The sequence below is a fragment of the Frigoribacterium salinisoli genome, assembly GCF_054781095.1.
This window is the reverse complement of the sequence record NZ_BAAGVB010000001.1, coordinates 310,244-336,193: the sequence shown is the minus strand read 5'-3', so window position 1 is coordinate 336,193 and position 25,950 is coordinate 310,244. Positions and strand designations below refer to the sequence as shown.

Below are 25,950 nucleotides of genomic sequence, written 5' to 3'. Positions count from 1 at the left end.
GTCGAGGGCGGCACCGGCGCCGGCCGGGGCGGACGGCGTCAGCCGACGATCGTGAGCCGCTGGGTGGGCCGCGTCTCGGCGACGTAGAGCGACGCGGCACCGCGCGCGGTGCTGCTCCTGATGCGCCCCGGCGCGACGACCACCACGGCGTCGAACTCGAGCCCCTTCGAGGTCGCGGGACTGAGCACGGCGACCGGCGTGGTCAACGAGGTCGACCCCGCGGCCACGAGGGAGCCGAACCGAGCGGTCAGCCCCTCGACCAGGGCGCCGACGAGCTCCTCGGGCGCGATCACCGCGAGGGTCCCCGTCGCGTCGATCGCCCGGTCGTCGGCGACGGCCCCGACCGTGGCGGCCACGAGCGCCCGGTCGGAGCCCTCCGCGGCGACCTCGCGCACGGGCCACTCGCTCGACCGCACCGAACGGCTCGGCGTCACCTGCAGGCCGGCGGCCCGCGCCTCGGCCTCGGCGTGCTCGACGATCTGCGTCGGCGTGCGGTAGTTGACGGTGAGCTCCTCGAGGCGCCACGCGCGGTCCGGGGCGGGGGCGGGCGCGCCTCCTGCCCGTGACGCGGCCGACGGACGGCCCGGGCGGCGACGCGGGCGACGGCGGTCCGCGAACAACGCGCGGAGGGCGTCGTCCCAGGACGAGGCCGAGGCGGGCGAGGAGGCCTGGGCGATGTCGCCCACGACCGTGAACGAGCGCAGCGGGCAGCGCCGGGCGAGCAGGCGCCACTGCATGGGCGAGAGCTCTTGCGCCTCGTCGACGACGACGTGGCCGTAGGCCCAGGTGCGGTCGTCGGCGGCACGCTCGGCGGTGGTCATGCCGGCGGCGCGCTCGGCGAAGCCGCCGGCGATCTGCTCGGCCGAGACCATGCCCTCGACGCCCATGTTCTCGATGGCGCGCTCGGCGTTCTCGACGTCGCGGGCCGCCTGCGCCTCGCGCGCCATGCGCTCCGGGTCGACGCCTGCCTGGAACTCGCCGAGCAGCTCGGCCGCCTCGTCGAGCAGCGGGACGTCGCTGACGGTGCGCGCCGACCCCCGGGGACGGCGCAGCAGGGCACGCTGCTCCGGGGACCAGTCGGGCGTGAGGCTCGCGAGCCAGTTCGGCCGCGCGTAGAGGTCGTCGACGAGCTTCTCGGCGCTCAGCGGCATCCACGCCGTGTTGAGCAGCACGCGCACGTCGTACGACTGGCGGATGTCCTCTCGCAGCACCTGCTCGTCGTTCTCGTCGACGGTCGTGCCGCGCTCGCGCAGCTGGGCCACGAGCAGCTTCGTAAGCGCCGCGAGGGCCGCCTTGTTGAAGGTCACGCGACCCTCGTTGTGCGGCTTGCCCCGCTCCTGCGCGCGGCGCAGCGCGTCGGTCACGAGCGAGGCGGGCACGACCAGGCGCTCCCCGTCGACGTCGACGGTGCTCGGCCCGGTCGGCTCGATCTGGCGCGAGCGGACCGCCCGGCGCAACAGGGCCGCCATCTCGGCCCGGCCCTTGAGGGCGGCGACCTCGGGAGCGTCGTCGACCTGGGCGTCGACGCCCGGGTAGAGCCCGCCGAGGCTCGACAGCACGACGCCGCTCTCGCCGAGCGACGGCAGCACCTGCTCGATGTACCGCAGGAACGAGGGCGACGGGCCCACCACGAGCACGCCCGAGCCGCGCAGGCGCTCGCGGTGCGAGTACAGGAGGTACGCGGCCCGGTGCAGCGCCACGGCGGTCTTGCCGGTGCCCGGCCCGCCCTGCACGACGAGCACGCCGTCGAGGCCCGAGCGGATGATGCGGTCCTGCTCGCCCTGGATCGTCGCGACAATGTCGGTCATGCGACCGGTGCGCTGGGCCGTGAGGGCGGCCATGAGCGCGCCCTCGCCCTGCAGCTGGACCTCGTCGCCGTCGAGGAGGTCGGGGTCGAAGACCTCGTCCTCGAGGCGCACCACCTCGCGGCCCTGCAGGGTGAGGTGCCGACGGGCACGGATGCCCATCGGGGTCGCCGCGGTGGCCTGGTAGAAGGCGCTCGCCCCGGGGACGCGCCAGTCGAGCAGCACGGGGTGGTGCTGCTCGTCGCGCAGGCCCACCCGTCCGATGTAGCGGTGCCGGGACGACCCGCCGCCGTCGCTCTCGTCGGGGCTCTCGAGCTCGAGGCGACCGAAGGCGAGGCGCTCGTCGACCGCGCCGAGCTGCACGATGGTGTCCTCGTAGAGCCGGGCGAACGCGTCGCGCTCGGAGCGGCTCTGGTGGTTGCCGCCCACCGACTCGCCGCGCACGCGCTCGAGGCGGACGCGGGCGTCGGCCTTGAGCTCGTCGAGGCGTCGGTAGAGCGACGCGACGTAGGCGCGTTCGCGCTCCATCTCGGACTGCACGGTGGTCACAGCTGCACGCCCCCTCGGGAAAAGTCGGCACGCCAGTCTAGCCGGTCGCCCCTGCACGCCACGACGCGCACCCCACCGGGAGGCGGGGTGCGCGTCGGTCCGACCGGGAGGTCGGCGGGGGTCAGAACTCCTCGTGCGTCTCGGGGTCGCCGTCCCAGAGCCGGCCGCGCTCGAGGCCGCTCAGGGCGGCGACCTCGTCGGGCGTCAGCTCGAAGTCGAAGACGCCGAGGTTCTCGCGCTGGCGACCGGCGTCGGCCGACTTCGGCACGGGCACCGCGCCGAGCTCGACGTGCCAGCGCAGGACGACCTGCGTCGGGGTCCGGTCGTGCGCCCGGGCGATGTCGACGACGACCTGCTCGGTGAGCAGCTCGCTCTGCTTCGCCAACGGGCTCCAGCTCTCCGTGACGACGCCCATCCGCTCGTGCACGGCACGGAGCGCCGCCTGCGGGAAGTACGGGTGCAGCTCGACCTGGTTCACCGCGGGCACGACGCCCGTGGCGTCGGCCACGCGCTCCAGGTGCTCCTCGGTGAAGTTCGAGACGCCGATCGAGCCGACGAGCCCGTCCTCCTGCAGCTTCACGAACGCGCGCCACGAGTCGACGAACTTGTCGACGCGGGGCAGGGGCCAGTGGACGAGGTAGAGGTCGATGCGGTCGAGGCCCAGGTTGCGCCGCGACTCCTCGAAGCTCGCGAGGGTCTCGTCGTAGCCGTGGTGGCGGCCGGGCAGCTTCGACGTGACGACGAGCTCGTCGCGGGGCACGTCGACGCGGCGCACGGCCTCGCCGACCGCTCCCTCGTTGCCGTAGTTCAGCGCCGTGTCGAGCAGGCGGTAGCCCGACTCGATCGCCGTCGCCACCTGAGCGGCACCCTCGTCGCCGTCCATCGAGTACGTGCCGAGTCCGAGCGACGGGATCGTCCGCCCGTCGTTCAGGCCGATCGAGGGGACGGAGGTCATCAGCTGACGCCCAGCAGGTCGATCACGAAGATGAGGGTCTTGCCCGACAGCGGGTGCCCGCCACCGGCGGGGCCGTACGCGAGGTGCGGGGGCACGACGAGCTGGCGGCGACCGCCGACCTTCATGCCGGGGATCCCCTCCTGCCAGCCGCGCACGAGCGCCGCGAGCGGGAAGTTCACGGGCTCGCCGCGGCTCCACGAGGAGTCGAACTCCTCGCCGCTGTCGTACTCGACGCCGAGGTAGTGCACGTTCACGGTCGAGCCGGGCTGGGCCTCCGCGCCGTCGCCGACGGTGACGTCGGTGCTCTCGAGCTCGGCGGGGGCAGGACCGACGGGGGCGTCGATCTCGGGCTTGGTCTGCGGGTCGTGGGTCATGCTCCCAGTCTGCACCGCGAGCGCGGGTGCGGGTCCGCCCCGCCGCCAGGAGGCGCGCGGAGCGTGCGCACCGTGCAGGCGCGCCCCGGGGAGGCGGCAGGATGGACCGCACACCATGACCGATCCCCGCCCGGCCCCCGCGCCTCCTGCCCGCCGCCCCGTGTTCGTCGACCTCGCTCCGCTGCGCGTCAGCCCCGCCTTCGCCCGCCTCTTCGCCGGCAGCGCCGTCTCGGGCATCGGCACGCAGCTCACGCTCGTCGCCGTCGGCCTCGAGGTCTTCACCATCACCGGGTCGACCTTCGCCGTCGCGCTCGTCGGCGTCGTCTCGCTCGTGCCGATGGTCCTCGCCGGCCTCTACGGCGGCATGCTGGCCGACGCGTTCGACCGCCGCACGGTGGCGCTCGCCTCGGCCGTCGCCGCCTGGCTGTCGACCGCGGCCATCGCCCTGCACGCTTGGCTGGGCCTCGAGGAGGTCGTGCTGCTCTACGTGCTCACCACGCTCAACGCCGTGGCCGGCACGCTCATCGCGACCTCGCGCGCCGCCATCGTGCCGCGCCTCCTGCCCCGGGAGCTGCTGCCCGCGGCCTCCGCGCTCGGCGGGATCAGCACCGGCGTCATGCTCACGGTCGGCCCCGCCTTGGCGGGCGTGCTCGTGGCCGGCGTGGGGTTCCCGCTGACCTACACGGTCGACGTGGTGCTCTTCTCGGCGGCGTTCCTCGGCATCGCGACGCTGCCGCCGATCCGGCCCGAGGGCGCCGTCCAGCGGCCGGGGCTGGCCTCGCTCGTCGAGGGCGCGCGCTTCTTGCGGCACTCGCCGAACGTGCGCACGACGTTCGTCGTGGACATCGTCGCGATGACCTTCGGCCAGCCGCGCGTGCTCTACCCCGTGGTCGGCGCCGTCGTGATCGGCGGCGGAGCCGTCACCGTCGGGGTGCTCACCGCCTCGTTCGCCGTCGGGGCCCTGCTCTGCGGCGTCTTCTCGGGACGGCTCGGCCACGTCCGGGCGCAGGGTCGTGCCGTCACCACGTCGATCGCCGTCTACGGGGCGTGCGTCGCCGCGTTCGGCGTCGTGCTGGTGCTCACGCCCGCCCGCGGGGTCGGCAGCCTCACCGAGGGGCTCGGCGAGGCCGACCTCGTCGCGCTCGGCGCCGCCGCGGTCGCCCTGGCCGGCGCGGGAGCCGCCGACGCCGTCAGCTCGATCTTCCGCTCGACGATCCTGCAGGCCGCCTCCCCCGACGCGATGCGCGGACGGCTGCAAGGCATCTTCGTCGTCGTCGTGACCGGCGGTCCGCGCCTGGGCGACCTCTGGACCGGGCTCGTCGTCGCGGCCGGCATCGCCTGGCCTCCCCTGCTCGGCGGCGCGCTCGTCGTCGTGCTCGTGCTCGTCGTCGCGCGGCTCACGCCGTCGTTCCGGAGCTACGACGCGGAGGCGCCGACGCCCTGAGGCGGCCACGACCTCCACGCGGGGGCACCTCCGGGCTCAGAACCGGTGCTGGCCCCAGCCCTCCCGCGGCAGGCCCGGGTGCTGCGCGTACCCGGGGAACGCCGTCGCGGGAGCCTGCAGCGCGGCCCTCACCTGCGTGAGCTCGGCGAGCAGCTCGGACTCGTCACGGCGGGCCTCCTGCCGGACGCCCACGACCCTCCTGCCCTTGAGCAGGCGCTGACGCGTGAAGGCGAGGCGCGTCGCGATCGAGACGAAGCGCTTCATCTCGGCGCGCTTGTGCTGCGCCCCCGCCCACGCCTTCACGCGGCGGCGGCCGGCGGAGGTCGACAGGAGCGCCACCTCGTCGCGGCTGAACCAGCCCGCGGCCGCGTACTCGGCGAGGCGGTCGTGCGTGACGTGCCGCTCGTTGCGGCGCAGGAACACCACGAGCAGCACCATCGCGACGAAGATCGGCACCTGCACGAGCAGGTACCAGAGGAAGAACCCGTCGCCGACGACGTAGAGCGAGCCGTTCCACAGCGCGTGCAGCAGGACCGCCGGCACGAGGCCGAGCAGGAACCACCAGATCGCGCCGAGCCGGCCGGTGCGCCGGGCCGCCCAGCCGAGCGCGATGCCCGTGCAGGCCGTGTACATGACGTGCGCGAACGGCGACATGAGGGCCCGCACGACGAACACGTAGAGCACGCCCGCACCGCCGCTGGCGAGGTCGTCCGTGACCTGCACCGCGAAGTACTGGATGTTCTCGACGAAGGCGAAGCCCGCCGCGACCGTGGCGGCGTAGACGATGCCGTCGACGGGGCCGTCGAAGGAGCGGCGGAAGATCCAGAGCACGAACAGCACGCCCGCGCCCTTGGCGACCTCCTCGACGACCGGGGCCTGCACCACGGCGCCGAGGACGTCGGCCGTGTCGGAGTAGCCCCCGGTCACGACCTGCGTCGCGGCGCTCACGACGAGGTCGACGATCAGGGCCGTCGCCACGGCGACGCCCGCGCCCCACGCGAAGGCGAAGAGCAGGGCCGCGCGAGGCTCGGGCTCCCACCGGTCGACGAGCCAGATGCCGGTGAGCACGATGGCGAGCGGCACGAACGCGAGCACGCTCGCGGCGAGGATCACCCCCGGCTGCAGGAACAGCAGGAAGTAGAGCCCGACGGCCAGGAGGGCGACGCCGAGCACCGTGAAGCCCACGGCGAGGGCCACGCCGCTCGCGACCGGACGACGGCGGACGGGCTGCACGAAGACCGGCTGCACGGGGTACCACACCGGCTCCGTCGCGCGGGCGACGGGAGCGGCGGTGCGCGCCACGGGCTGGCGCCCCCGTGCGTCGACGAGGGGGCGGCCCCACGCGTCGACCACCGGTCGGCCGGTGGCGTCGAGCTGGGGAGGCAGGCCGGTCATGGCACGAGCGTAGTGGTCGGCCGGTGCCGCGCCCCGGCGTTACCCTACGAGGATGCCCGCGACGAAGTCCCTGCCCGAGGACCCGTCGCTGCTCACCTACGTGCTGTTGCGCGTGTGGCACGGGATCCTGCGGCACCGCACCATCGACGCGGCCGCCTCCCTCACCTTCTGGTCGACGCTCGCGGTCTTCCCGGTGGCGCTCGCCGTCGTGTCGGGCGTCGCCGTGTTCCAGGGAGGCGACGAGGCCGTCGAGGAGATCCTCGCGGTGGCGCGGCCCGTGGTGCGCCCGACGACGGTCGAGACCCTGCGCGGACCGCTCGAGCAGCTGCTCAGCATCTCGAACCCCGGCGTGGCCTTCGGCATCGGCCTGGCGCTCACCCTCTGGTCGTTGTCCGCCTACGCGACCGCGTTCGGCCGGGCGATGAACACCGTCTACGACGTCGAGGAGGGCCGACGCATCTGGACGTTCCGCGGCACGATGATGCTCGTCACGCTCGTGCTCATGGTCGCCTTCGCGATCATGGCCGTGATCCTGCTCGTCACGCCCACCCTCGCCGCGAGCATCGCCGACGGCTTCGGGTTCGGGGCGCCCTGGACCACGCTCTGGAACGTCCTCAAGTGGCCCCTGCTCGCGGCCCTGGCCGTGCTCGTCGTCGCGCTGCTCTACTACTTCACCCCCAACGTCCGGCCGCCCCGCCTGCGCTGGGCGTCGTACGGTGCCGGCCTCGCCCTGGTCGTCTGGGCGCTCTGCACCCTCCTCTTCGCGATCTACGTGGCGACGTTCTCCAACTACGACCGCTTCTACGGCTGGCTCGGCGGTGCCCTGGCCGTGCTGCTCTACTCGTACATCAGCAACTTCGTGCTCGTCGTCGGCGGCGAGCTCGACAGCGAGGTCCTGCGGGCCCGGCAGCTGCGCCGCGGCGTCGAGGCCGAGGAGGTCATCCCCCTGCCGGTGCGCAGCCTCGAGCGCGACCACATCCTGGCCCGCAACTCGGCCTGGGACGTCCGCACCGGTCGGCGCCTCCGCGAGCGGGCCGTGCGCGAGCGGGGCGGCCGGGAGGCCCCGGACGAGCTCGAGCGCCTGCACCTCGTGCGCGAGCACCTGGCGCACCGGTCGCGCGTCGCGCGCCCGACGGTGCCGCGCCGACGCTGACGGCCCGGCGCTGACGGCCCGGCAGGAGGCCCGCCCTCAGCCCGCGGTCTCGTCGCCCGGGTCGCGGGCGCCGTCCGGCGTCGAGGCCCCTGCCACGACCGACGACGGGTCGTCGGGCGTGATGACCGGGATCGCGCTCGTGACGACCTCGAGACCGGACAGCCGTGCGGGCGAGAGGACCTTGCGGACCTGCTCCTCGCTCATGAGGCCCGCCGCGACGACGAGCGCGGAGATGGACGCGTTCGTCGTGAGCGCGGTGTGCGCGATGGCCGCCGCCGCCGAGTAGCCGATGTACGGCGTGAGGGCCGTGACGCTGCCGACGTTCGTCTCGACCTGCGCCGTGAGCCGCACGTGGTTGGCCGCGATGCCGTCGACGCAGTTCTCGCGGAGGGTCTGGCAGGCGTGGGCCATCCACTGCAGGCTCTGCAGCACCGAGTGCGCGATGACCGGCTCGAAGGCGTTGAGCTGCAGCTGGCCGGCCTCGGCCGCCATCGTCACCGTGACGTCGGCGCCCGCCACCGAGAAGGCGACCTGGTTGACGACCTCGGGGATCACCGGGTTGACCTTGCCCGGCATGATCGAGGAGCCGGCCTGCCGTGGGGGCAGCGTGATCTCGCCGAGGCCCGCCTGCGGGCCGCTCGAGAGCAGGCGCAGGTCGTTGCAGATCTTGGACAGCTTGATGGCGCTGCGCTTGAGCGCACCGCTGAGGGTCATGAACACGCCCGCGTCGCTCGTCGCCTCGACGAGGTCGGGCGCGGTGACGAGCTGGAGCCCGGTGAGCTCGGACAGGTGCCGACGGACGGCACCCGCGTAGGCGGGGTCGGCGGTGATGCCGGTGCCGATGGCCGTCGCGCCGAGGTTGATCTCGCCGAGCAGCGGGACGACGTCGCGCAGGCGCTGCGCGTCCTCCTGCAGGGTGTGCGAGAAGCCCGTGAACTCCTGGCCCAGGGTCATGGGCACGGCGTCCTGCAACTGGGTGCGCCCCACCTTGAGGACGTCGCGGAACTCGTCGCCCTTCGCCGCGAACGACGCGTGCAGCAGGTCGAGCTGCTCGAGCAGCCCCTGCAGCGTGAGGACCATGGCGATCTTGATCGCGGTCGGGTAGGTGTCGTTGGTGGACTGGCTGCGGTTGACGTCGTCGATCGGGTGCAGGTGCTGGTACTCGCCCTTCGCGTGCCCGAGCAGCTCCAGCGCCCGGTTCGCGATGACCTCGTTGGCGTTCATGTTCGTCGAGGTGCCCGCGCCGCCCTGGATCACGCCGACCCGGAACTCGTCGTGCAGCGCCCCGTCGAGGATCTCCGTGCAGGCCCGCTCGATGACGTCGGCCTTGGCACGGTCGAGCACGCCGAGCTCGGCGTTGGCGCGCGCGGCGGCCTGCTTGACGACGACGAGGGCCCGCACGAGGTCCGGGTAGACCGAGATCGGCCGGTTCGCGATCGGGAAGTTCTCGAGCGCCCTGGCCGTGTGGACGCCCCAGTACGCGTCGGCCGGGACCTCCTTCGGCCCCAGGGAGTCGGTCTCGGTGCGGGTGGCCTGCTCGTCGTGGGTCACGGGTGGTGCGCCTCCGTCGTGGTCGTGGCACCCGGCGCCGCTGCCGGGCGCGTGCTCCCCCGAGACTACGGCAGGGGTGCCCCGCGACGGACGAGCAGGGTGAGCACCTCGAGGTGCGCCGTCTGCGGGAACATGTCGAACACGCGCACCCGTCGGACCTCGTAGGCCGGCATCGCCGCGAGGTCGGCCGCGAGCGAGACGGGGTCGCAGCTGGAGTAGAGCACCACCGCCGGGCCGGAGGCGTCGAGCCAGCCCGCCAGGACCGTGCCGACCCCGCGCCGGGGCGGGTTGACCACGACCAGGTCGGGTGCGGCCTCCTGCGCGGTCGCCCACGCCGTGGCGTCGCCGACCTCGAACGAGACGCCGTCGTGACCGGCCTCGGCGGCGCTGGTCCGCGCGCTCGCGATCGCCTCGGCGCTGAGCTCGACGCCCACGACCCGTCGCCCCGGCCCGGCCAGGTGCAGGGCGAAGCCGCCGACGCCGCAGTAGAGGTCCCAGGCGCTCGCGGGGGCGAGCTCGTCGACCCAGGCGCGCGCCTCGGCGTAGAGCGCCGTCGCGATGGCCGTGTTCGTCTGGAAGAAGCTCTGCGGCCGCAGGTGCAGGGCGACGTCGCCCAGGTCCATCGTCAGGGTCGACCGCTCGGTGAGGGCGACCTCGGTGCTGCCCTCGAGCACGGCGCGGCGCTCGGGCAGGAGGTTCGCGGTCGCCACCGCGAGCGCCGGCAGCTCCGCCCGCAGGCCGGGCAGGGCCTTGCGCAGCCGCGGCACGGCCTCGGTGCTGCGCAGCACGAAGCGGACCATGAGCGCACCGGACGGCGACTCCGTGACCAGCACGTGCTTGAGCTCGCCGCGGTCGGTCGCGAGGTCCCACGGCGGCACCCGCGCGGCCGTGACGAACGCCGCGAGGACCGGCAGCGCGGCCCGGATGCCCGGCGTGTGCAGGCCGCAGGCGCGGAGGTCGGTGACGCCGCCGCTCCCGTCGACGATGCCGAGCAGCGGGGCCTCCACGGTGCCGCCGACGACCATCTTCGCCTTGTTGCGGAACCCCGCCTCGGGGCTCGTCACGGTCGGCCGCCACGCTCCCTCGGGGGCCTGCGGCAGCAGGGCGCGCACGCGCTGCTCCTTCGCCGACACCTGGCGCAGGTAGGGCTGGTCGAGCAGGGTGCACGAACGGCACTCCCCCGCGTCGAAGTAGTCGCACTGCACCGGACGATCGTACGCGGCGGGCGGCGGTGCCCGGGGCGGGCAGGGCCGACCCGGGGTCAGCCGTGCAGTGCGGGGACGATGAGCCAGATGCCGGCGAGCACGCCGACGGCGCAGAGGCCGAAGCAGGCCCGGGCGCCCACCGTGGCGAGCGTCGTCCGGGGCTCGGCGGCCAGGAGGCGCAGGCCCAGCGAGTAGACGCTCACGAGGGCGCACGCGGCGACGAGCGCCACGACCGCGACGAGCAGGAAGGCGGACCAGTCGATCATCGCGAGGGCTCCTCGTCGTCGGTGGAGGGCGAGGGCACGGTCGCCGCCGGGCGGTCGTCCAGGTGCAGGAGGGGGGCCTCGACGCCGCCGGGCGGCGTCTCGAGGCGGCCCCGACGCTCCAGCCGACGCACGCGGCGGCGCGACAGCACGCTCGTCGCGGCCAGGTCGACCTCCATGGCGGACTGCTGCTCGGAGGGACGGCGGCGCGACAGCACGAAGATGCCGCCCACGACCGCGAAGCCGACGACCGCGTCGACGACGAGGCCGACGGTGCCCAGCGACGCGACCAGGGCCGCCGCCGCGCCCACGGCCGCCGACGCGGGCAGGGTCACGAACCAGGCGACGACGATCTTGCCGGCCGTGCCCCACTGGATCTTGGCGCCCCGCCGCCCGAGGCCGGCACCGATGATCGAGCCGCTCGACACCTGCGTGGTCGAGAGCGCGAAGCCCAGGTGGCTCGACGCCAGGATCGTCGCCGTCGTCGACGCCTCCGCCGAGAAGCCCTGGGTGGGCTTCACCTCGGTGAGACCGCCGCCGAGGGTCTTGATGATCCGCCAACCGCCCGTGTACGTGCCGAGCGCGATGGCCAGGGCGCAGACCGTGATGACCCAGAAGGGCGGTTCGGCCCCCGCCGTGAGGAAGCCCCCGGCGATGAGCGTGAGCGTGATGACGCCCATGGTCTTCTGCGCGTCGTTGGTGCCGTGCGCGAGCGAGACCAGCGACGACGTGAAGACCTGGCCGTACCGGAAGCCACCGCGCTCGCTGCGCTCGCCGGACCTCCTGGTGATCGCGTACGCCAGCCGCGTCGCCGTGTACGCGACCACCGCGGCCGTGAGCGGGGCCAGCAGCGCCGGCAGCACGACCTTCGACAGCACGACCCCGAAGTCGACGCTCGCGAGGCCGGCACCGACGACGGCCGCGCCGATGAGACCGCCGAAGAGGGCGTGCGACGAGCTCGAGGGCAGGCCGCGGAGCCAGGTGACCATGTTCCAGACGACCGCGCCGATGAGGCCCGCGAAGATCATCGCGGGGCTGATCTGCACGCCCCCGTCGCCCTCGCGGATGATCCCGCCCGAGACCGTCTTGGCGACCTCGGTGCTGAGGAACGCGCCGACGAGGTTGAGGACGGCGGCGACCGTGACGGCGACGCGGGGCGTCATGGCCCCCGTGGCGATCGGGGTGGCCATCGCGTTGGCGGTGTCGTGGAACCCGTTCGTGAAGTCGAAGAAGAGGGCCACCACGATGACCAGGACGACGAGCAGCGCGATCTCCACCGGCGGGAGTCTTGCACCGGGGTGAACGGCGGTCAACTCGGGGGCGTCCGGCAGGTGTCCGCGCGGTGGACGGCAGGTGCTCCGCCGGGGGCCGACGTCAGACGTGGGGCACGAAGTCCTGCCACACCCTCCGGCGAGCGCCGCGCGGGTCGTCCTCGACCCGGTCGTGCCGGTCCAGGACCAGCGTGCGGCGGGTCTCCTGGTCGTAGAGCGGCCAGTCGGCGACGGCGTGCGTGCGCACGAACTCGAGCCAGCGGTCCTGCATGCGGCGCGCGGTGCGCACGAAGGCGCGACGCCCGCCGAGCAGGCCGAGCGCCAGGCCGAAGGGCGTGCGCACCCGGTCGTAGAGCGCCGTCAGCTCGAGCCCGTGGAAGGCGCCGTAGCCGACGAGGCGCAGGATGCGCGTGGTCGCGTCGAACCGGTAGAAGCGCGTCGGCTGGTGCCGGGCGTGCCGCTCGGCGACCTTCACGGTGGGGAACCAGAAGGCGTAGTCGCCCCCGAAGTCGAGCGCCGCCGGACGGGACGGCAGGCCCGGGTACTGCTCCGCGATCGCGCGGCGGGCGGTCTTGTCGGTCGCCGCGAAGATGGCGCGGATGCGCGGCGCCGTCGTCGCGAGGATGTCGCGACGCCCCGTAAAGACGCTGCCCTCGCGGTCGTTGGTGCCGATGATCAGCGGGACCGGGTGCGCCCTGCCCGCCTTGAAGGCGTCGAGCGGCCGCTCGGGCAGGAACTCGCCGTCGATCACGGGGCAGAGGCTGATCGTGCCCGGGAACTCGTCAGGGGTCCGCAGCTGCAGCGCCGCCGTGGCGCGCACCACGGCGGCCGTCGGCGCCGAGGCCAGCAGGGCGCCCGCGTCCTCGAGCGAGGTCGACTCGAGGTCGTCGCCGTCGACCTGCTCGCTGAGCAGCTCGAGGAACTCCCCCGCCCACCGGGCCGTGACCGCCGGCGGGTACACGGCGTTCGTCGGCGAGCTCTGCGCGATGGCCGCCGAGAACAGCCCACGGGCGGCGGGCACCGTCATCAGGGTCGTCACCGCGTTGCCGCCCGAACTCTCGCCCGACAGCGTCACGCGCTCCGGGTCGCCGCCGAACGCGGCCACGTTGTCGCGCACCCACTCGAGCGCCGCGACCTGGTCGCGCAGGCCCAGGTTCGACTCGAACGGGCGCTCGGGCGTGGACCACCCGCTGAGGTCGAGCCAGCCGAAGCCGCCGAGCCGGTAGTTGAGGCTGACGTAGACGATGCCGCCCCGACGCACGAGGGCCTCGCCCTGCCGGGGGTGCTCGCGCGAGGAGCCCACGCTGTAGGCGCCGCCGTGCACGTAGACGAGCACCGGCAGGCCGTCGCCGGGGCTGCTGCCGGCGGGCGCCACCACGTTGAGGGTGAGGCAGTCCTCCGACTGGGGCGTCGTCGCGTCGACGCCGACGAACTGGCCGCGGTCCTGCGGCGCGGCGGCCCCGAACTGCGCCGCGTCGCGCACGCCCTCCCAGGGCTCGGGCGGGAGCGGCGCCCGGAAGCGCAGGTCGCCGACCGGAGGCGCCGCGAACGGGATCCCCCGCCAGGCGCGGACGCCCCGCTCGGCCACGCCGCGCACGGCACCCGCGGTGGTCGTCCGCACGAGGGGGGCGGGGGCGGCGTCTCGCATCCGCCCACCCTACGAGCGGCTCGTGCACGGGCCCCGCCCGTTCACCGGGAGTTCGGCGGCCCGCCCTCCGGAGCATGATGGGGAGTCCTGCCACGAGGGGAACGAGGCCGCACGTCCATGGAGCTCGCCGAACTGCTCATCATCCTCCTGGGATCGCTCGCCGTCACCGCCTTCGCGCGCTGGCGGGGACTGCCCGCACCCCTGCTCGTCGTCGGCGTCGCCCTCGCGGTGTCGTTCGTGCCCGGGCTGCCCGAGATCGAGATCGACGGCGAGCTCATCCTCACCGTCGTGCTCCCTCCCCTCCTCTACTCGGCCTCGCTCGACGTGTCCCTGCAGAGCTTCCGGGCCAGCCGCGGGTCCATCGTGCGGCTCGGCATCGGCGCCGTGCTGGTCACGGCCTTCGTCGTCGGCGGCGTCGCCTACCTGCTGGTGCCTGACCTGTCGCTGCCCGCCGCGATCCTCCTCGGTGCCGTCGTCGCGCCTCCTGACGCCGTCTCCGCCGCCGCCATCGGTCGGCGCCTCGGCCTGCCGCGCAAGGTGATGACCGTGCTCTCGGGCGAGAGCCTCATCAACGACGCCGCGTCGCTGACCCTCGTCAAGGTGTTCCTCGCCGTCGTGGGCGGGGCGTCGCTGACCGTCTGGGACGACCTCGGCGTCTTCGGGCTCGCCATCGGCGTCGGCGTCGGCGTCGGCCTCCTGCTCGGCGTCGTCGTGCACCAGGTCCGCCTGCGCGTCGACGACCCCGTCGTCGAGACCGTGGTCGGCCTCCTGCTGCCCTTCGTCGCCTACGTGCTCGGCGAGGAGCTCCACGGCTCCGGCGTGCTCGCCGTCGTCTCCGCGGGCCTCTACGTGGGCTTCCGCTCGCCGCGCACCGGCTACGCGACCCGCCTCCAGGAGCGCCCCTTCTGGACCGCCGCCGACGTGCTGCTCGAGGGCTTCGTCTTCGCGCTCATCGGCCTCCAGCTGCGCACCGTCGTCGAGGACGTCGCGGCCAGCGGGCGCGACCTCGGCCAGAGCATCGGGACCGCCTTCGTCGTGCTCGCGGTCGTCGTGCTCGTCCGCCCCGTGTTCGTCTACGCCAGCTACGGCGGCGCCCGCGTGCTGAGGTACCTGCTGCTGTCGCCCGTGCTGCGCCGGCACCGCGGAGCCCGCTGGCTCCGTCGCGTCCGGTACCACCCCCAGGCCCGGCTCGACGTGCGGCAGCTCGCCGTCATCTCGTGGACGGGGATGCGCGGCGTCGTCACCCTCGCCGCGGTCGTCACGATCCCCACCGTGACCGAGAGCGGTGCAGCCGTGCCGGCCCGCGACGTCATGTTCCTCATCGCCTTCGTCGTCACGGTGGGCACCCTCCTGCTGCAGGGGCTCACCCTGCCGCTCGTCATCCGCTGGCTCGGCGTGCAGGACACCGGGCAGAAGGAGCGCGACCTCGCCGCGCAGCTGCGGGTGTTCTCGCTCAGCACGGAGGAGACCGTGCGCTTCGTCGACGAGCGGCGCCCCGCCTGGGAGAAGGCCTTCGGCCGCGACGTCACCGAGCGGGCCGTCGCCACCACCGTCGCCCGGCTGCGTCGCCAGGAGGAGGTGCTGAAGCAGGGCGCGCTCGACGCCGAGGAGGGGGCGGACGACCCCGACCGGCGCGACGACCCGCGGCCCGACTGGGACCCGGCAGGAGGCCCGGGCGCGGGACCGGCCGCGGGTCCCGCCGAGCGCGGCGACGCGGGCGAGGCCGGGACGCCGGCCGAGCGGGCCCGCCGTCGGCGCAGGGCCGAGCCGCGGGCGCACCAGCAGATCCGGCGCGAGCTGCTCGCCCGCCGGCGCGAGGTCGTGCTGCGCGAGCGCGACGCCGGAGCGGTCGACGAGGAGGTCATGCGGCAGGTGCTGCTCGGGCTCGACGCCGAGGAGCTCGCGATGGACACCAACGCGCTCTCGGGCTTCCGGTCGTGACGGTGCCGCGGCGTATCGTCGGAGCGTGAAGCCCGAGCAGACCGCCTTCCGCCGCTGGTACGGCACCCTGCACCCGTCCCTGCAGCTCATCGGCCTGCAGCTGTGGCTGCCGCTGTTCTTCATCGTCGGCTTCTGCCTCTGCTACGTCGCCGCCTTCCACGCACCGCAGCCGCACGACGTGCCCGTGGCCGTGGTCGGCGCCCCGGGGCCGCAGCTCGACCGCCTGCAGGCCGCGCTCGACGACGAGCGGCCCGGGGCGATCCGGCTCGAGGCCGTCGACGACGCCGACGACGCCGCGCGCGACGTGCTCGAGGGGCGCACCGCCGTCGCGGTCGACCTCGACGACGACCGCCTCGTCGTCGCGAGCGCGCACCAGTACCAGGTGGCGGCGCTCGTGCCCGCGCTGCTGCAGCCCGCGCTCGACGCCGAGGGCCTGACGCTCGACCGCGACGACCTCGCCCCCCTGCCCCCGCACGACGAGTACGGCATGGTCTCGATGTACCTCATGCTCTCGTGGTGCATCGGCGGCTACATGGTCGCCATGTTCATCGGGCTCATGGGCGCTCCCCTGCGCCACCGCACCCGGGTCGCCGTGATCGTCGTCGGCGGTGCCGTCATCTCGCTCGTCACGAACGTGCTCGCCGGCCCCGTCATCGGAGCCGTCGAGGGCCACTTCTGGACGCTCTCCGGCATCGCGTGGGCCTGGATCGTCGCCATCGGGCTCACCGTCAACGGCATCAGCTACGTCGCCGGCCGCTTCGTCGCCCTGCCCGCCATGGTCGTCTTCGTCTTCCTGTCCATGCCCGCCTCGGGCGCGGCCTACCCGGCGTGGTTCATGCCGCAGCCGTTCGCCTGGCTGAACCACGTCGTCGTCGGCAGCGGCATCACGGAGATGCTCAAGCGCGCCCTCTACGGCGTCGGCCCCGGCTACGGGCGCGGCGTCGCCATGCTCCTCGCCTACGCGGCCGCGGGCACGGTGCTCATGCTCGTGGGCAAGCGGTGGTGGGAGCACCGCCGGGTGCGCCGCATCGTCACCGGGCGCACCACCATGTTCGCCGACGCCAACGCCGCCAACCGCGACTTCCTCGCCGCGGAGCGCGACGAGGTGCTCGCCCGGCACGGGCTCGTCTCCACCGAGACCGGCAGCATCAGCACCCTGCCGCTCGACGAGCGCGACCCCGACCTCGACGATCCGACGACGGGCAGCCTCCTCCTCGGCCCGCTCGGTGGCCTCGAGGACGACGCCGCCTCGACGCGCACCACGGCAGCCCGGCCCCGCGACGTCGACGGCGCCCGGCCCGCGGACGACCGCCCCGCCGGTGGCGCCCCGGGCCGGGGTGGTGCGGGCCGAGACGACAGCGGGCCCGGAGGCGGCAGCGGGCCCGGAGGCGGTGCCGGGCTCGGAGGCGGTGCCGGGCTCGGAGGCGGTGCCGGCCGGGACTAGCCTGGGCTCTCGTGAAGCGCACCACCTGGCACCGCCTGCTCGTCGCCGCCGTGATCCTCCTGCTCGTCGCCGCCGCCGTCGCCTACGTCTTCTCCGTCGTGCTCGCCCCCGAGGGCCGTGACGTCGCCGGCCGTTTCGTCGGCTACGCCTGGACCGCCTTCGTCCTCGCCGTGCTGGTCGGCACCGTCGACTTCTTCGTGCGCTCCCGCCCCCGCGGCCCGGCGGCGTAGCCGCCCCGCGACGCCGCTCCCCCCTGGCCCGCCCGCCCCTCCGCGCTGGCCTGCCTGCCCTGCTGCCTCCCCCTGGCGGAAAAGGCGACCGCGAGGGCCCTGAGGCCTGGCCGCTCGTGCTGATGGACGGCGTGTCCCCAGCGGCTGGTCGCGTCCGGCGCCGAACGCGACCGTCAGGCGCCGGTGGAGTGCGCCTCCTGATGCCCGAGCCGATCTCGGCGCCCGGCCGCGTCAGGCACCGGACGCGACATCGCGACCTCGACACGCCGCCCCCGAGGGCCCCCAGTCAGCTGTGCCGTCGCTCGTGGTCGCCTTTTCCGACCGGGGGGTTCGGGACGGAGGGCGAGAGGCGGGGGGCGGGGGCAGGGGCAGAGAGCAGGAGGCAGGAGGCACGGGGGCGGGGGCGGGGGCAGGAGGCTCGGGGCGGGCTCGTCGGGGGGCTCGCGTAGGCTCGTGGGCATGCCCTCCCCCGGACGATTCCGCGGCGCGGGTCGGAGCCTCGAGGTGCTGCGCGCAGAGGCCTCCGACGAGCTCGCCGCACTGGTCGAACTGCGCTGCCGGGCCGGTGAGGACCCGTGGGAGGTGATCCCCGGCCTGCCCACGGTCGACGAGCAGGTCGTCATCTCGCTGCGGGCCGACGCACTGGGCCACGACGGCGTCGTCACGCCCACGGGACTGGGCCTGCGCGACGAGCTGGGGTTCCTCCGCGAGATCGCCCTGTGGCACCCGGAGCTCTCCCGGGCGGTCTGGTCGCTCATGGGCCGGCTCGACGAGCACCGACGCGCCTCCTGAGCCCGAGCGACGGCGGGCGGCCAGCACGAGGCGCCCCGGGACGCGGCGCCGCACCGCGGGTACCCTCGCCCGCATGACCGACCAGCACGATCCCACCCCCGCCGCCCCGCACGCCGAGCACGCCGAGCACGCCGACGGTGCCCCCACCACCGGGCAGGAGGCGGCGGGCCACGATCCGGACGGCCTCCTGACCCTGCGCGGCCGGTCGTCCGGCAACGGCGCGGAGAAGGCCGGCACCCCGGAGGCGGCGGACGACGCCGAGCGCGAGGCCGCGGCGCCCGGCCCGGCCGACGTGCACGTGGCGAGCGACGAGTACCTCGAGACGCCGCGGCTCGGCGGGGTGACCGCGAGCGACACCCAGGTCTGAGCGCGCCGGCGGTCGATACGCTCGACCGCATGTCCCAGGCACCGCGCGCCCCGCGCCGACCCGTCACCCGCTCGCACCACGGCCACGACTTCGTGGACGACTACGAGTGGCTCCGCGACAAGGAGTCCCCCGAGGTGCTCGCCCACCTCGAGGCGGAGAACGCCCACACCGACGCCGAGACGGCCCACCTCGCCGGTCTCCGGCAGACGATCTTCGAGGAGATCAAGGGGCGCGTGCGTGAGACCGACCTCGGCGTGCCGGTGCGCGAGGGCGACTGGTGGTACTGGTCGCGCACGGCGGAGGGGTCGCAGTACGGCATCCACTGCCGCGCCCCGATCAGCGGTCCGGACGACTGGACGCCGCCGACCTACCCCGTCGACGAGCCCGCTCCCGGCGAGCAGGTGCTGCTCGACGCGAACGTCGAGGCGGAGGGCGCCGACTTCTTCTCGCTCGGCAGCTTCGACGTCTCGGCCGACGGCCGCCTGCTGGTCTGGAGCGTCGACACGACCGGTGACGAGCGCTACCTGATCCGGGTCCGCGACCTCGAGACCGGCCAGGACCTGCCCGACGAGATCGCCGACACGGCCCCCGGAGCGGTCTTCGACCCCTCGGGCCGGTACGTCTTCTACCCCACCGTCGACGACGCCTGGCGCCCGGACACCATCTGGCGGCACGAGGTGGGCTCGGCCGAGCCCGACGTCGCGATCTTCACGGAGCCGGACGAGCGCTACTGGACCGGCGTGGGCGTGACCCGCAGCCGCCGCTACGTCGTCGTCGAGGTGGCGTCCAAGGTCACGAGCGAGACGATGCTGCTCGACGCCGCCGACCCGACGGGCGAGCTGCGCGTCGTCTGGCCGCGCCGCGAGGGCGTCGAGTACGACGTCGAGCACGCCGTGGTCGCGGGCGAGGACCGCCTCCTGGTCGTGCACAACGACGGCGCCGAGAACTTCGAGCTCGTCGACGTGCCCGCGACCGACCCCCTGTCGACGACCGACCGCCGGGTGCTCGTCGCCCACCGCGACGACGTGCGCCTCGAGGGCGTCGACGCCTACGCCGGCCACCTCGTCGTGGAGTACCGGCGCGAGGCCCTGCCGCGCTTCGCCGTGCTGCCCCTGGGCCCCGACGGCCCTGGCGAGCTCGAGGAGGTCGCGTTCGACGAGCCGCTCTTCGCCGCGGGCGCGAGCGGGGGCGCCGAGTTCGAGCAGCCCACGGTGCGCTTCGGCTACACCTCGTTCGTCACCCCGTCGACGGTCGTCGAGCTCGACGTGCGGACCGGCGAACGCCGTGAGCTCAAGCGCCAGACGGTGCTCGGCGGCTACGACCCCGCCGACTACGGGCAGGCCAGGGAGTGGGCGACCGCGGCCGACGGCACGCGCGTGCCCGTCTCGCTCGTCTGGCGCCGCGACGCGGTGCCCGCCGAGGGCCCGGCCCCGTTGCACCTCTACGGCTACGGCTCCTACGAGCACAGCATCGACCCCGCGTTCAGCGTGGCCCGGCTCTCGCTCCTCGACCGGGGCGTCGTCTTCGCCGTGGCGCACGTGCGCGGCGGCGGCGAGCTCGGCCGGCGCTGGTACGAGGAGGGCAAGACGCTCGCCAAGCGCACCACGTTCACCGACTTCGTCGACGTCGCGCGGCACCTCGTCGCCGAGGGACGCACCACCCCCGACCGCCTCGTCGCCGAGGGCGGGAGCGCCGGTGGCCTGCTCATGGGCGCCGTGGCGAACCTTGCCCCCGAGCTCTTCGCGGGCATCGTCGCGGCCGTGCCCTTCGTGGACGCGCTGACGAGCATCCTCGACCCCGACCTGCCGCTCACGGTGATCGAGTGGGACGAGTGGGGCGACCCCCTCCACGACCCCGCGGTCTACGAGTACATGCGCTCGTACTCCCCCTACGAGAACGTGCGCGAGGGCGTCCTGTACCCGCGGATCCTCGCGGTGACGTCGCTCAACGACACGCGCGTGCTCTACGTCGAGCCGGCGAAGTGGGTCGCGCGGCTCCGCGACGTCGACGCCCCGGTGCTGCTCAAGACCGAGATGAGCGCTGGGCACGGCGGCGTCAGCGGACGCTACGAGTCGTGGCACGAGCGCGCCTTCGAGCTCGCGTGGATCCTCGACGTGCTGGGCCTGGCCGACGAGCAGGAGGCCCGCGACGACGAGCAGGAGGCCCGCGCCGACGAGCGGGACGGCGAGCGGGCCTAGCGCCGGGCGGGGGCCGGGGGCGCGTCGGGGGACGCGCCTCCTGCCCGCCCGTCGACCGCGGCGAGGCCACGGGCGAGCTTGCTGTGCGAGCGGGAGGGTCGTGCCCCGGCGGCCAGCAGCACGGGCTCGACGGCCTCGAAGAGCCGGGTGCCGTCGGCGGGGTCGAGGTCCGTCGCCAGTTCGAGCTCCCACTCGTGCCAGGAGTGCCGGGCGTCCGTGCCGGGGCGCGAGGCCGTGACCGCGTCGTCGGCGAGCTCCGCCAGCTCGGTGCCGTCGGCGGCGCACAGGCGGGTCGGCGTCCGCGCGGTCTCGAGCACGAGCACCGGTGCCGTCGCCCGACCCTCCAGGAGGTCCGTGACGAGCGCCACCAGCGCCTCCGGCACGGCCTCGTCGGCGGCGCCGAGCGGGTGGTGGACCTCCCGACGGCCGCGGTCGCCGGGGAGCTTGAGGTGCCAGCCCTCGTCGCCGCCCCCGGTGCGCCGGCGCAGGGTCACGCGCGCCCCGAGAAGCGCCCGGTCCGCCGTGTCGTGGTAGACGGCGCGGAGGGCCGCCGTCGGCTCCGTCGTCGCCGTCGCGACCGGCCCCACGTCCGTCAGCGACGGCACGACCGCCCCGTCGGCCACGTCGTACTTGCGCTCGATCTCGGTCTGCTCGGTCGTCGTCACCGGCCCAGTCTGCCCGCCCGGTGCCACGGCGTCCCCGAGGGGCGGCGACGGCGTACGCTCCGAGACATGAGCGACGTCGCCCCGAGCCTTGCCGGATGGATGGCGCGTCAGCGCTGGTACGCCACGAAGGGCAGCACCCCCGACATCCGCGTGATCGGCTCCTACGAGTGGGAGGCCGACGACGCCGTCGTCGTGACCCTCTTCGTCATCGACGAGTCGGGCCCGGCGCCCGTCCTGTACCAGGTGCCCGTGGTGGCGCGCCACGCCCCGCTGCCCGGCGGCGACCGCGCCTTCATCGGCTCGCACGACGGCGTCTACCTCTACGACGGGCCGCACGACCCCGCCTACGCCGAGGGCCTGCTCGCGACGATGCGCGACGCCCGTCACGTGCCCGGGTCGGACGTCGACGTCGTGGGCCACTCCCTCGTCGACCCGGGTCGCGTCGTCGGGTCGCGCGTGCTCTCGGGCGAGCAGTCGAACACCTCGATCATCTACGACGTGACCGGCGGCGACGCCGGGCAGGTCATCGCCAAGGTCTTCCGGGTGCTGCACCACGGCGACAACCCCGACGTGACCTCGCAGGCCGCGCTCTCGCGGGGCGGCTCGACGCGCGTCCCCACCTCGTTCGGCTTCGTCACGGGCACCTGGCCCGACGCGGGCCGCGAGGAGGGCACCGCGGGCGGGCACCTGGCCTTCGCGCAGGAGTTCCTGGCCGGGTCCGACGACGCCTGGCGCGTCGCCCTCGAGGCCGCCACGGCCGGCGAGGACTTCACGGACCGGGCCCGCGAGCTCGGCGCCGCGACGGCGGAGGTGCACGCGACCCTCGCCGCCGAGCTCGGCACCGTCGACGCCGGCCCCGACGAGATCGAGGCGGCCCTCGTGAGCATGCGCCGTCGCATCGCCATCGCCGCGCAGGAGGTCCCCGAGATCGCCGCCCACGAGGAGGCCGTCCGACGCGTCTACGACGTCGTCGCCGAGCGCCCGTGGCCGGCGTTGCAGCGCGTCCACGGCGACCTCCACCTGGGGCAGGCGCTCCTCGCCCCGGGTCGAGGCTGGGTCCTGCTCGACTTCGAGGGCGAACCGCTGCGCCCCATGCCCGAGCGGTCGCGGCCCGACGTCACCCTCCGCGACGTCGCGGGCATGCTGCGCTCCTTCGACTACGTCGCGGGCTCGCTCGAGCACCAGACGCCGAGCGTCGACGCCCGCGCCTGGGCCTCGGCCGCGCGGCGGGCCTTCGTCGACGGCTACGTCGCCAGCTCGGGCGTCGACGTGCGGGCCGAGCGTGCCCTGCTCGACGCGTTCGAGATCGACAAGGCCGTGTACGAGGCCATCTACGAGAGCCGCAACCGCCCCGACTGGATCGGGATCCCCGTCGCCGCCGTCGAGCGCCTCGTGGCCCGATCGGCTCCGCAGGGCTGAGCGCGCGCGGCGGACGCCGCCCCGCGGCACGACGCAGGAGGCCCGGACCAGCTGGTCCGGGCCTCCTGCGCTCGTCGTCAGGGGCGCGGCACGTTCCGCAGGTTCGAGCGGGCCATCGCCACGGCCTCGCCCGCGCCGCCGTTCATGACGATCTTCGACATGGCCAGGGCGAAGCCCTTGACCTGCTCGCCGGAGATCGTCGGCGGCAGCGACAGGGCCAGCGGGTCCGTGACGACCTCGACGAGCGCGGGGCCGCGGTGCGCGAAGGCCTGCTCGTAGGCACGGCGCAGCCGCTTCGGGTCCTCGACGCGCACGGAGTGGATGCCGAGGGCCGCCGCGACGGCCGCGTAGTCGACCATGGGCACGTCGACGCCGAAGTCGGGCAGCCCGTCGACGAGCATCTCGAGCTTGACGAGGCCGAGCGTCGAGTTGTTGAAGACGACGATCTTCACCGGCACCTGGTACGCCGCGACGGTGACGAGCTCGCCCATCAGCATCGCGAGGCCGCCGTCGCCCGCCATCGCGACCACCTGACGGTCGGGCTGGGCGTAGTGCGCACCGACCGCGTGCGGGAGGGCGTTGGCCATCGAGCCGTGCAGGTACGACCCGAAGATGCGGCGCTTCCCGTTGGGCGTGAGGTAGCGCGCCGACCAGACGTTCTGCATGCCGGTGTCAGCCGTGAAGATCGCGTCGTCGGCGGCGAGCTCGTCGAGCACGCTCGCGGCGTACTCGGGGTGGATCGGCGTCAGCTTGTCGGCCCGCTTCGTGTAGGCACCGACGGTGCCGCGCATGAGCTCGTCGTGCTTCTTGAGCGTCTTCTTCAAGAACTTGTCGGCCTTCTTGGGCCTCACGAGCTCGAGCAGCCGACGGACGGTCGGCCCGACCTCGCCGTGCACCGCCAGCGAGACCTGAGCGCGGCGGCCGATGACGGACGCGTCGGCGTCGACCTGCGCGATGAGCACGTCGTCGCCGTCGGGCAGGAACTGCGGGTACGGGAAGTCCGTGCCGAGCAGCACGAGCACGTCGGCGTCGTGGATGCCCGCGTGCGCGGCGCCATAGCCCAGGAGGCCCGTCATGCCCACGTCGTACGGGTTGTCGTACTGGATCGCGTCCTTGCCGCGCAGGCTGTGCCCGATCGGCGCCTTCAGCCGCCCCGCGAGCTCGACGATGTCGTCGTGCGCCCCGCGGCCGCCCTCACCCACGAAGAAGGCGACCGTGCCGGCCCGGTCGAGGGCGTCGGCGAGGGCGCGCACGTCGGCCTCGGCGGGCACGAGCTCGGGACGCCCGGTGCGCGTGATCACCGGGGGCGTGCCCTCGGCCTCGAGCTCGGCGATGTCGCCGGAGAGCGTCACGACGCTGACGCCCTCGCCGGCGAGCGAGGAGCGAATGGCCGAGCCGATCACGCCGCTGGCCTGCGCCGCGGTCGAGATGAGCTCGCAGTAGCCCGAGCACTCGACGAAGAGGCGGTCGGGGTGGGTCTCCTGGAAGTAGCCGCTGCCGACCATCGAGCTCGGGATGTGCGCCGCGATGGCCAGCACCTTCGCGCGGCTGCGGTGCGCGTCGTAGAGCCCGTTGATCAGGTGCAGGTTGCCCGGGCCGCACGAGCCCGCGCAGACCGCGAGCTCGCCGCTCATCTGCGCGTCGGCGGAGGCCATGAACGCGGCGGCCTCCTCGTTGCGCACGTGGATCCAGTCGATGCCGCCCTTCGCGGAACCGCCGGTGCGTCGGACGGCGTCCGAGATCGGGTTGAGGCTGTCGCCGACGATGCCGTAGATGCGCCTCACCCCCACCGCGACGAGCTGGGCGATGAGCTGGTCGGCGACCGTGCGTGCCATGGGCGATCCTCCTGGGTGGTGGTCGGTGGTCCTGGGTCCCGGCCCGGGGACTGGCCACCGGACGCAGGATCCCCATCGAACTCCCCCGCAGGTCCACGTTCGCCCGGTGGCCGCCCGTTCCCTGGCGACCGTCGGGGGCGGGGCCTACCCTGTCGGCATGAGCGACACCGCCACCTACGTCCCCGAAGCCGGCTCCGTGACCATGTTCAGCACCACCTGGTGCGGCTACTGCGCCCGGCTCAAGCAGCAGCTCACCAAGCAGGGCATCGCCTTCACCGAGGTGAACATCGAGGAGGTCCCCGGCACGGCCGACCTCGTCGCCAGCGTCAACGGCGGCAACCAGACCGTGCCTACGCTGATCTTCCCCGACGGCTCGACGGCGACCAACCCCTCGCTCGCCGAGGTGCAGACGCGCCTGGCATGAGCCCCTCGCGTCCGTCGAGGGTGCTCGTGCTGGGCGGCACCGCGTGGCTGGGGCGGCTCGTCGCCGAGGGAGCCCGGGACGCCGGGCACGACGTCACCGTGCTCGCCCGCGGCGAGGCCGGTGCACCGCCCGACGGCGTGCGCTCGGTCGTCGCGGACCGTGACGAGGTCGGCTGCTACGCCGAGGTGGCCCTGTCCGACTGGGATGCCGTCGTCGAGCTCACGAGCACGCCCTCGCGGACGCTCGGCGCGCTGAGCGCGCTGGGACCTCGTACCGCTCGATGGGTCGTCATCTCGACCACGAGCGTCTACTCCGACACCGCGACGACCGGAGCGGACGAGACCGCAGCCGTCGTCGACCCCGGCACCACGGACGACGCGCCCTACGCCGCGGCGAAGGTCGCGATCGAGCAGCTCGTCCGCGAGGGTGCTGGCGAGTCCCGCACCCTCGTGCTGCGGGCCGGGTTGCTGGGCGGAGCCGGCGACCTCTCCGGCCGCTCCGGCTGGTGGCCCTGGCGGGCGAGCCGCCCGGGGCCGCTCGTCGTCCCCGACGAGCCCGACCTGCCGACGCAGCTGCTCGACGCGCGCGACCTCGCGGCCTTCGTGGTCGCCCAGCTCGTGGGCGGCGCCGTCGGCGTGCTCGACGTGGTGGGTCCCGTCGTGCCCTTCGGCGACCTCGTCGCCACGGCGCTGGAGGTCGCGGGTCGGTCGTCCGACGACGTGCTCGTGGTCCCGCCCGCCCTGCTCGAGGCGCTGGGCGTGCAGTACTGGGCGGGGCCGTCGTCCCTGCCGCTGTGGTTGCCGCGACCCGGCCACGACGGGTCCGTGAGCCGGTCCGGCGCCGCGGCCCGCGCCTCCGGCCTGACGACGCGACCCCTCGCCCGGACCCTTCGCGACGTCCTCGCGTGGGAGGCGACCAGGGACGACCAGCCCCGCCGCGCCGGCCTCACGCCCGACGACGAGCGACGCGTCCTCGACGGCACGGCCTGATCCCTGCGGAGGGCCGTGCCCGGACTCGCTCCG

22 protein-coding genes are annotated in these 25,950 nt (G+C 74.4%); 11 read left to right on the top strand and 11 right to left on the bottom strand.

Translation table 11 applies throughout. The features are described from left to right. Window positions 1-38 precede the first annotated feature (38 nt). The 3 genes from ACYVHQ_RS01615 to ACYVHQ_RS01605 form a co-directional block, all read right to left on the bottom strand. A complete protein-coding gene (locus tag ACYVHQ_RS01615) occupies window positions 39-2,333 on the bottom strand; it encodes a HelD family protein (RefSeq protein WP_460511208.1) in 2,295 nt (764 codons plus the stop codon). 142 nt (window positions 2,334-2,475) lie between these two features. Beyond that, a complete protein-coding gene (locus tag ACYVHQ_RS01610; RefSeq protein WP_460510302.1) occupies window positions 2,476-3,309 on the bottom strand; it encodes an aldo/keto reductase in 834 nt (277 codons plus the stop codon). Continuing rightward, window positions 3,309-3,683 carry an FKBP-type peptidyl-prolyl cis-trans isomerase gene (locus tag ACYVHQ_RS01605; protein WP_460510300.1) on the bottom strand — a complete coding sequence of 125 codons (375 nt, stop codon included), beginning with the start codon at window positions 3,681-3,683 and terminating at the stop codon, window positions 3,309-3,311. Before ACYVHQ_RS01605 ends, ACYVHQ_RS01610 begins: the two co-directional genes overlap by 1 nt. A 115-nt stretch (window positions 3,684-3,798) precedes the next feature. Here ACYVHQ_RS01605 and ACYVHQ_RS01600 point away from each other — a divergent pair, with 115 nt between their 5' ends. Then, complete coding sequence (locus tag ACYVHQ_RS01600) at window positions 3,799-5,127, top strand: MFS transporter (protein WP_460510298.1); 1,329 nt, start codon at window positions 3,799-3,801, stop codon at window positions 5,125-5,127. A gap of 36 nt (window positions 5,128-5,163) precedes the next feature. On the opposite strand, the gene ACYVHQ_RS01595 is transcribed toward ACYVHQ_RS01600, so the two are convergent. Further along, complete coding sequence (locus tag ACYVHQ_RS01595) at window positions 5,164-6,522, bottom strand: PrsW family intramembrane metalloprotease (RefSeq protein WP_460510296.1); 1,359 nt, start codon at window positions 6,520-6,522, stop codon at window positions 5,164-5,166. Between the two features lie 52 nt (window positions 6,523-6,574). Between ACYVHQ_RS01595 and ACYVHQ_RS01590 the strand changes: the two genes are divergently transcribed. Further along, a complete protein-coding gene (locus ACYVHQ_RS01590; protein WP_460510294.1) occupies window positions 6,575-7,675 on the top strand; it encodes a YihY/virulence factor BrkB family protein in 1,101 nt (366 codons plus the stop codon). A 36-nt stretch (window positions 7,676-7,711) separates the two neighbouring features. Here ACYVHQ_RS01590 and ACYVHQ_RS01585 read toward each other — a convergent pair whose 3' ends face one another. The 5 genes from ACYVHQ_RS01585 to ACYVHQ_RS01565 form a co-directional block, all read right to left on the bottom strand. Beyond that, window positions 7,712-9,226 carry an aspartate ammonia-lyase gene (locus tag ACYVHQ_RS01585; protein ID WP_460510292.1) on the bottom strand — a complete coding sequence of 505 codons (1,515 nt, stop codon included), beginning with the start codon at window positions 9,224-9,226 and terminating at the stop codon, window positions 7,712-7,714. A 65-nt stretch (window positions 9,227-9,291) separates the two neighbouring features. After that, window positions 9,292-10,431: a 23S rRNA (uracil(747)-C(5))-methyltransferase RlmC gene (gene rlmC / locus ACYVHQ_RS01580; protein ID WP_460510290.1), complete on the bottom strand. Its 1,140-nt coding sequence runs from the start codon at window positions 10,429-10,431 to the stop codon at window positions 9,292-9,294. 56 nt (window positions 10,432-10,487) lie between these two features. Next, window positions 10,488-10,697, bottom strand: a complete 210-nt coding sequence (locus tag ACYVHQ_RS01575) for a hypothetical protein (protein ID WP_460510288.1) — start codon at window positions 10,695-10,697, stop codon at window positions 10,488-10,490. Then, entirely contained in the window at window positions 10,694-11,971 is a 1,278-nt protein-coding gene (locus ACYVHQ_RS01570; RefSeq protein WP_460510286.1) for an inorganic phosphate transporter, read from the bottom strand. The genes ACYVHQ_RS01575 and ACYVHQ_RS01570 overlap by 4 nt, the downstream gene beginning before the upstream one ends. 97 nt (window positions 11,972-12,068) lie before the next feature. Continuing rightward, a complete protein-coding gene (locus tag ACYVHQ_RS01565; protein WP_460510284.1) occupies window positions 12,069-13,613 on the bottom strand; it encodes a carboxylesterase/lipase family protein in 1,545 nt (514 codons plus the stop codon). Window positions 13,614-13,730: 117 nt separating this feature from the next. On the opposite strand from ACYVHQ_RS01565, the gene ACYVHQ_RS01560 reads away from it, so the two are divergent. The 6 genes from ACYVHQ_RS01560 to ACYVHQ_RS01535 all read left to right on the top strand — a co-directional run bounded on the left by ACYVHQ_RS01560 (window position 13,731) and on the right by ACYVHQ_RS01535 (window position 20,585). Beyond that, the gene (locus tag ACYVHQ_RS01560; RefSeq protein ID WP_460510282.1) at window positions 13,731-15,554 is read left to right on the top strand and encodes a cation:proton antiporter; all 1,824 of its coding nucleotides are present in this window, start codon (window positions 13,731-13,733) and stop codon (window positions 15,552-15,554) included. Between the two features lie 25 nt (window positions 15,555-15,579). Beyond that, a complete protein-coding gene (locus ACYVHQ_RS01555) occupies window positions 15,580-16,998 on the top strand; it encodes an ABC transporter permease (protein WP_460510280.1) in 1,419 nt (472 codons plus the stop codon). 11 nt (window positions 16,999-17,009) lie between these two features. Beyond that, window positions 17,010-17,228 carry a hypothetical protein gene (locus ACYVHQ_RS01550; protein ID WP_460510278.1) on the top strand — a complete coding sequence of 73 codons (219 nt, stop codon included), beginning with the start codon at window positions 17,010-17,012 and terminating at the stop codon, window positions 17,226-17,228. 459 nt (window positions 17,229-17,687) lie between these two features. Further along, window positions 17,688-18,020: a hypothetical protein gene (locus tag ACYVHQ_RS01545; RefSeq protein WP_460510276.1), complete on the top strand. Its 333-nt coding sequence runs from the start codon at window positions 17,688-17,690 to the stop codon at window positions 18,018-18,020. A gap of 73 nt (window positions 18,021-18,093) precedes the next feature. Beyond that, the gene (locus tag ACYVHQ_RS01540; RefSeq protein WP_460510274.1) at window positions 18,094-18,387 is read left to right on the top strand and encodes a hypothetical protein; all 294 of its coding nucleotides are present in this window, start codon (window positions 18,094-18,096) and stop codon (window positions 18,385-18,387) included. Between the two features lie 29 nt (window positions 18,388-18,416). Next, window positions 18,417-20,585, top strand: coding sequence for a S9 family peptidase (locus tag ACYVHQ_RS01535; RefSeq protein WP_460510272.1), 2,169 nt, complete (start codon window positions 18,417-18,419; stop codon window positions 20,583-20,585). Here the strand turns inward: ACYVHQ_RS01535 and ACYVHQ_RS01530 are convergent. Beyond that, window positions 20,582-21,250: a CYTH domain-containing protein gene (locus ACYVHQ_RS01530; RefSeq protein WP_460510270.1), complete on the bottom strand. Its 669-nt coding sequence runs from the start codon at window positions 21,248-21,250 to the stop codon at window positions 20,582-20,584. The two genes, ACYVHQ_RS01535 and ACYVHQ_RS01530, sit on opposite strands and share 4 nt — an antisense overlap. Before the next feature lie 66 nt (window positions 21,251-21,316). Between ACYVHQ_RS01530 and ACYVHQ_RS01525 the strand changes: the two genes are divergently transcribed. After that, window positions 21,317-22,669, top strand: a complete 1,353-nt coding sequence (locus ACYVHQ_RS01525) for a maltokinase N-terminal cap-like domain-containing protein (protein WP_460510268.1) — start codon at window positions 21,317-21,319, stop codon at window positions 22,667-22,669. 77 nt (window positions 22,670-22,746) lie between these two features. On the opposite strand, the gene ACYVHQ_RS01520 is transcribed toward ACYVHQ_RS01525, so the two are convergent. Further along, complete coding sequence (locus tag ACYVHQ_RS01520; protein ID WP_460510266.1) at window positions 22,747-24,504, bottom strand: pyruvate dehydrogenase; 1,758 nt, start codon at window positions 24,502-24,504, stop codon at window positions 22,747-22,749. Between the two features lie 157 nt (window positions 24,505-24,661). Here ACYVHQ_RS01520 and ACYVHQ_RS01515 point away from each other — a divergent pair, with 157 nt between their 5' ends. Next, window positions 24,662-24,928: a mycoredoxin gene (locus tag ACYVHQ_RS01515; protein WP_460510264.1), complete on the top strand. Its 267-nt coding sequence runs from the start codon at window positions 24,662-24,664 to the stop codon at window positions 24,926-24,928. After that, window positions 24,925-25,917: an NAD-dependent epimerase/dehydratase family protein gene (locus ACYVHQ_RS01510; protein WP_460510262.1), complete on the top strand. Its 993-nt coding sequence runs from the start codon at window positions 24,925-24,927 to the stop codon at window positions 25,915-25,917. The genes ACYVHQ_RS01515 and ACYVHQ_RS01510 overlap by 4 nt, the downstream gene beginning before the upstream one ends. The last annotated feature ends 33 nt before the right edge of the window (window positions 25,918-25,950 follow it).

Excerpts from the sequence above, each read along its gene's own strand:
- ACYVHQ_RS01615 (WP_460511208.1), bottom strand. The coding sequence starts at position 2,333 with ATGGAGCGCGAACGCGCCTACGTCGCGTCGCTCTACCGACGCCTCGAC.
- ACYVHQ_RS01610 (WP_460510302.1), bottom strand. The coding sequence starts at position 3,309 with ATGACCTCCGTCCCCTCGATCGGCCTGAACGACGGGCGGACGATCCCG.
- ACYVHQ_RS01605 (WP_460510300.1), bottom strand. The coding sequence starts at position 3,683 with ATGACCCACGACCCGCAGACCAAGCCCGAGATCGACGCCCCCGTCGGT.
- ACYVHQ_RS01600 (WP_460510298.1), top strand. The coding sequence starts at position 3,799 with ATGACCGATCCCCGCCCGGCCCCCGCGCCTCCTGCCCGCCGCCCCGTG.
- ACYVHQ_RS01595 (WP_460510296.1), bottom strand. The coding sequence starts at position 6,522 with ATGACCGGCCTGCCTCCCCAGCTCGACGCCACCGGCCGACCGGTGGTC.
- ACYVHQ_RS01590 (WP_460510294.1), top strand. The coding sequence starts at position 6,575 with ATGCCCGCGACGAAGTCCCTGCCCGAGGACCCGTCGCTGCTCACCTAC.
- ACYVHQ_RS01575 (WP_460510288.1), bottom strand. The coding sequence starts at position 10,697 with ATGATCGACTGGTCCGCCTTCCTGCTCGTCGCGGTCGTGGCGCTCGTC.
- ACYVHQ_RS01565 (WP_460510284.1), bottom strand. The coding sequence starts at position 13,613 with ATGCGAGACGCCGCCCCCGCCCCCCTCGTGCGGACGACCACCGCGGGT.
- ACYVHQ_RS01560 (WP_460510282.1), top strand. The coding sequence starts at position 13,731 with ATGGAGCTCGCCGAACTGCTCATCATCCTCCTGGGATCGCTCGCCGTC.
- ACYVHQ_RS01545 (WP_460510276.1), top strand. The coding sequence starts at position 17,688 with ATGCCCTCCCCCGGACGATTCCGCGGCGCGGGTCGGAGCCTCGAGGTG.
- ACYVHQ_RS01540 (WP_460510274.1), top strand. The coding sequence starts at position 18,094 with ATGACCGACCAGCACGATCCCACCCCCGCCGCCCCGCACGCCGAGCAC.
- ACYVHQ_RS01535 (WP_460510272.1), top strand. The coding sequence starts at position 18,417 with ATGTCCCAGGCACCGCGCGCCCCGCGCCGACCCGTCACCCGCTCGCAC.
- ACYVHQ_RS01525 (WP_460510268.1), top strand. The coding sequence starts at position 21,317 with ATGAGCGACGTCGCCCCGAGCCTTGCCGGATGGATGGCGCGTCAGCGC.
- ACYVHQ_RS01520 (WP_460510266.1), bottom strand. The coding sequence starts at position 24,504 with ATGGCACGCACGGTCGCCGACCAGCTCATCGCCCAGCTCGTCGCGGTG.
- ACYVHQ_RS01515 (WP_460510264.1), top strand. The coding sequence starts at position 24,662 with ATGAGCGACACCGCCACCTACGTCCCCGAAGCCGGCTCCGTGACCATG.
- ACYVHQ_RS01510 (WP_460510262.1), top strand. The coding sequence starts at position 24,925 with ATGAGCCCCTCGCGTCCGTCGAGGGTGCTCGTGCTGGGCGGCACCGCG.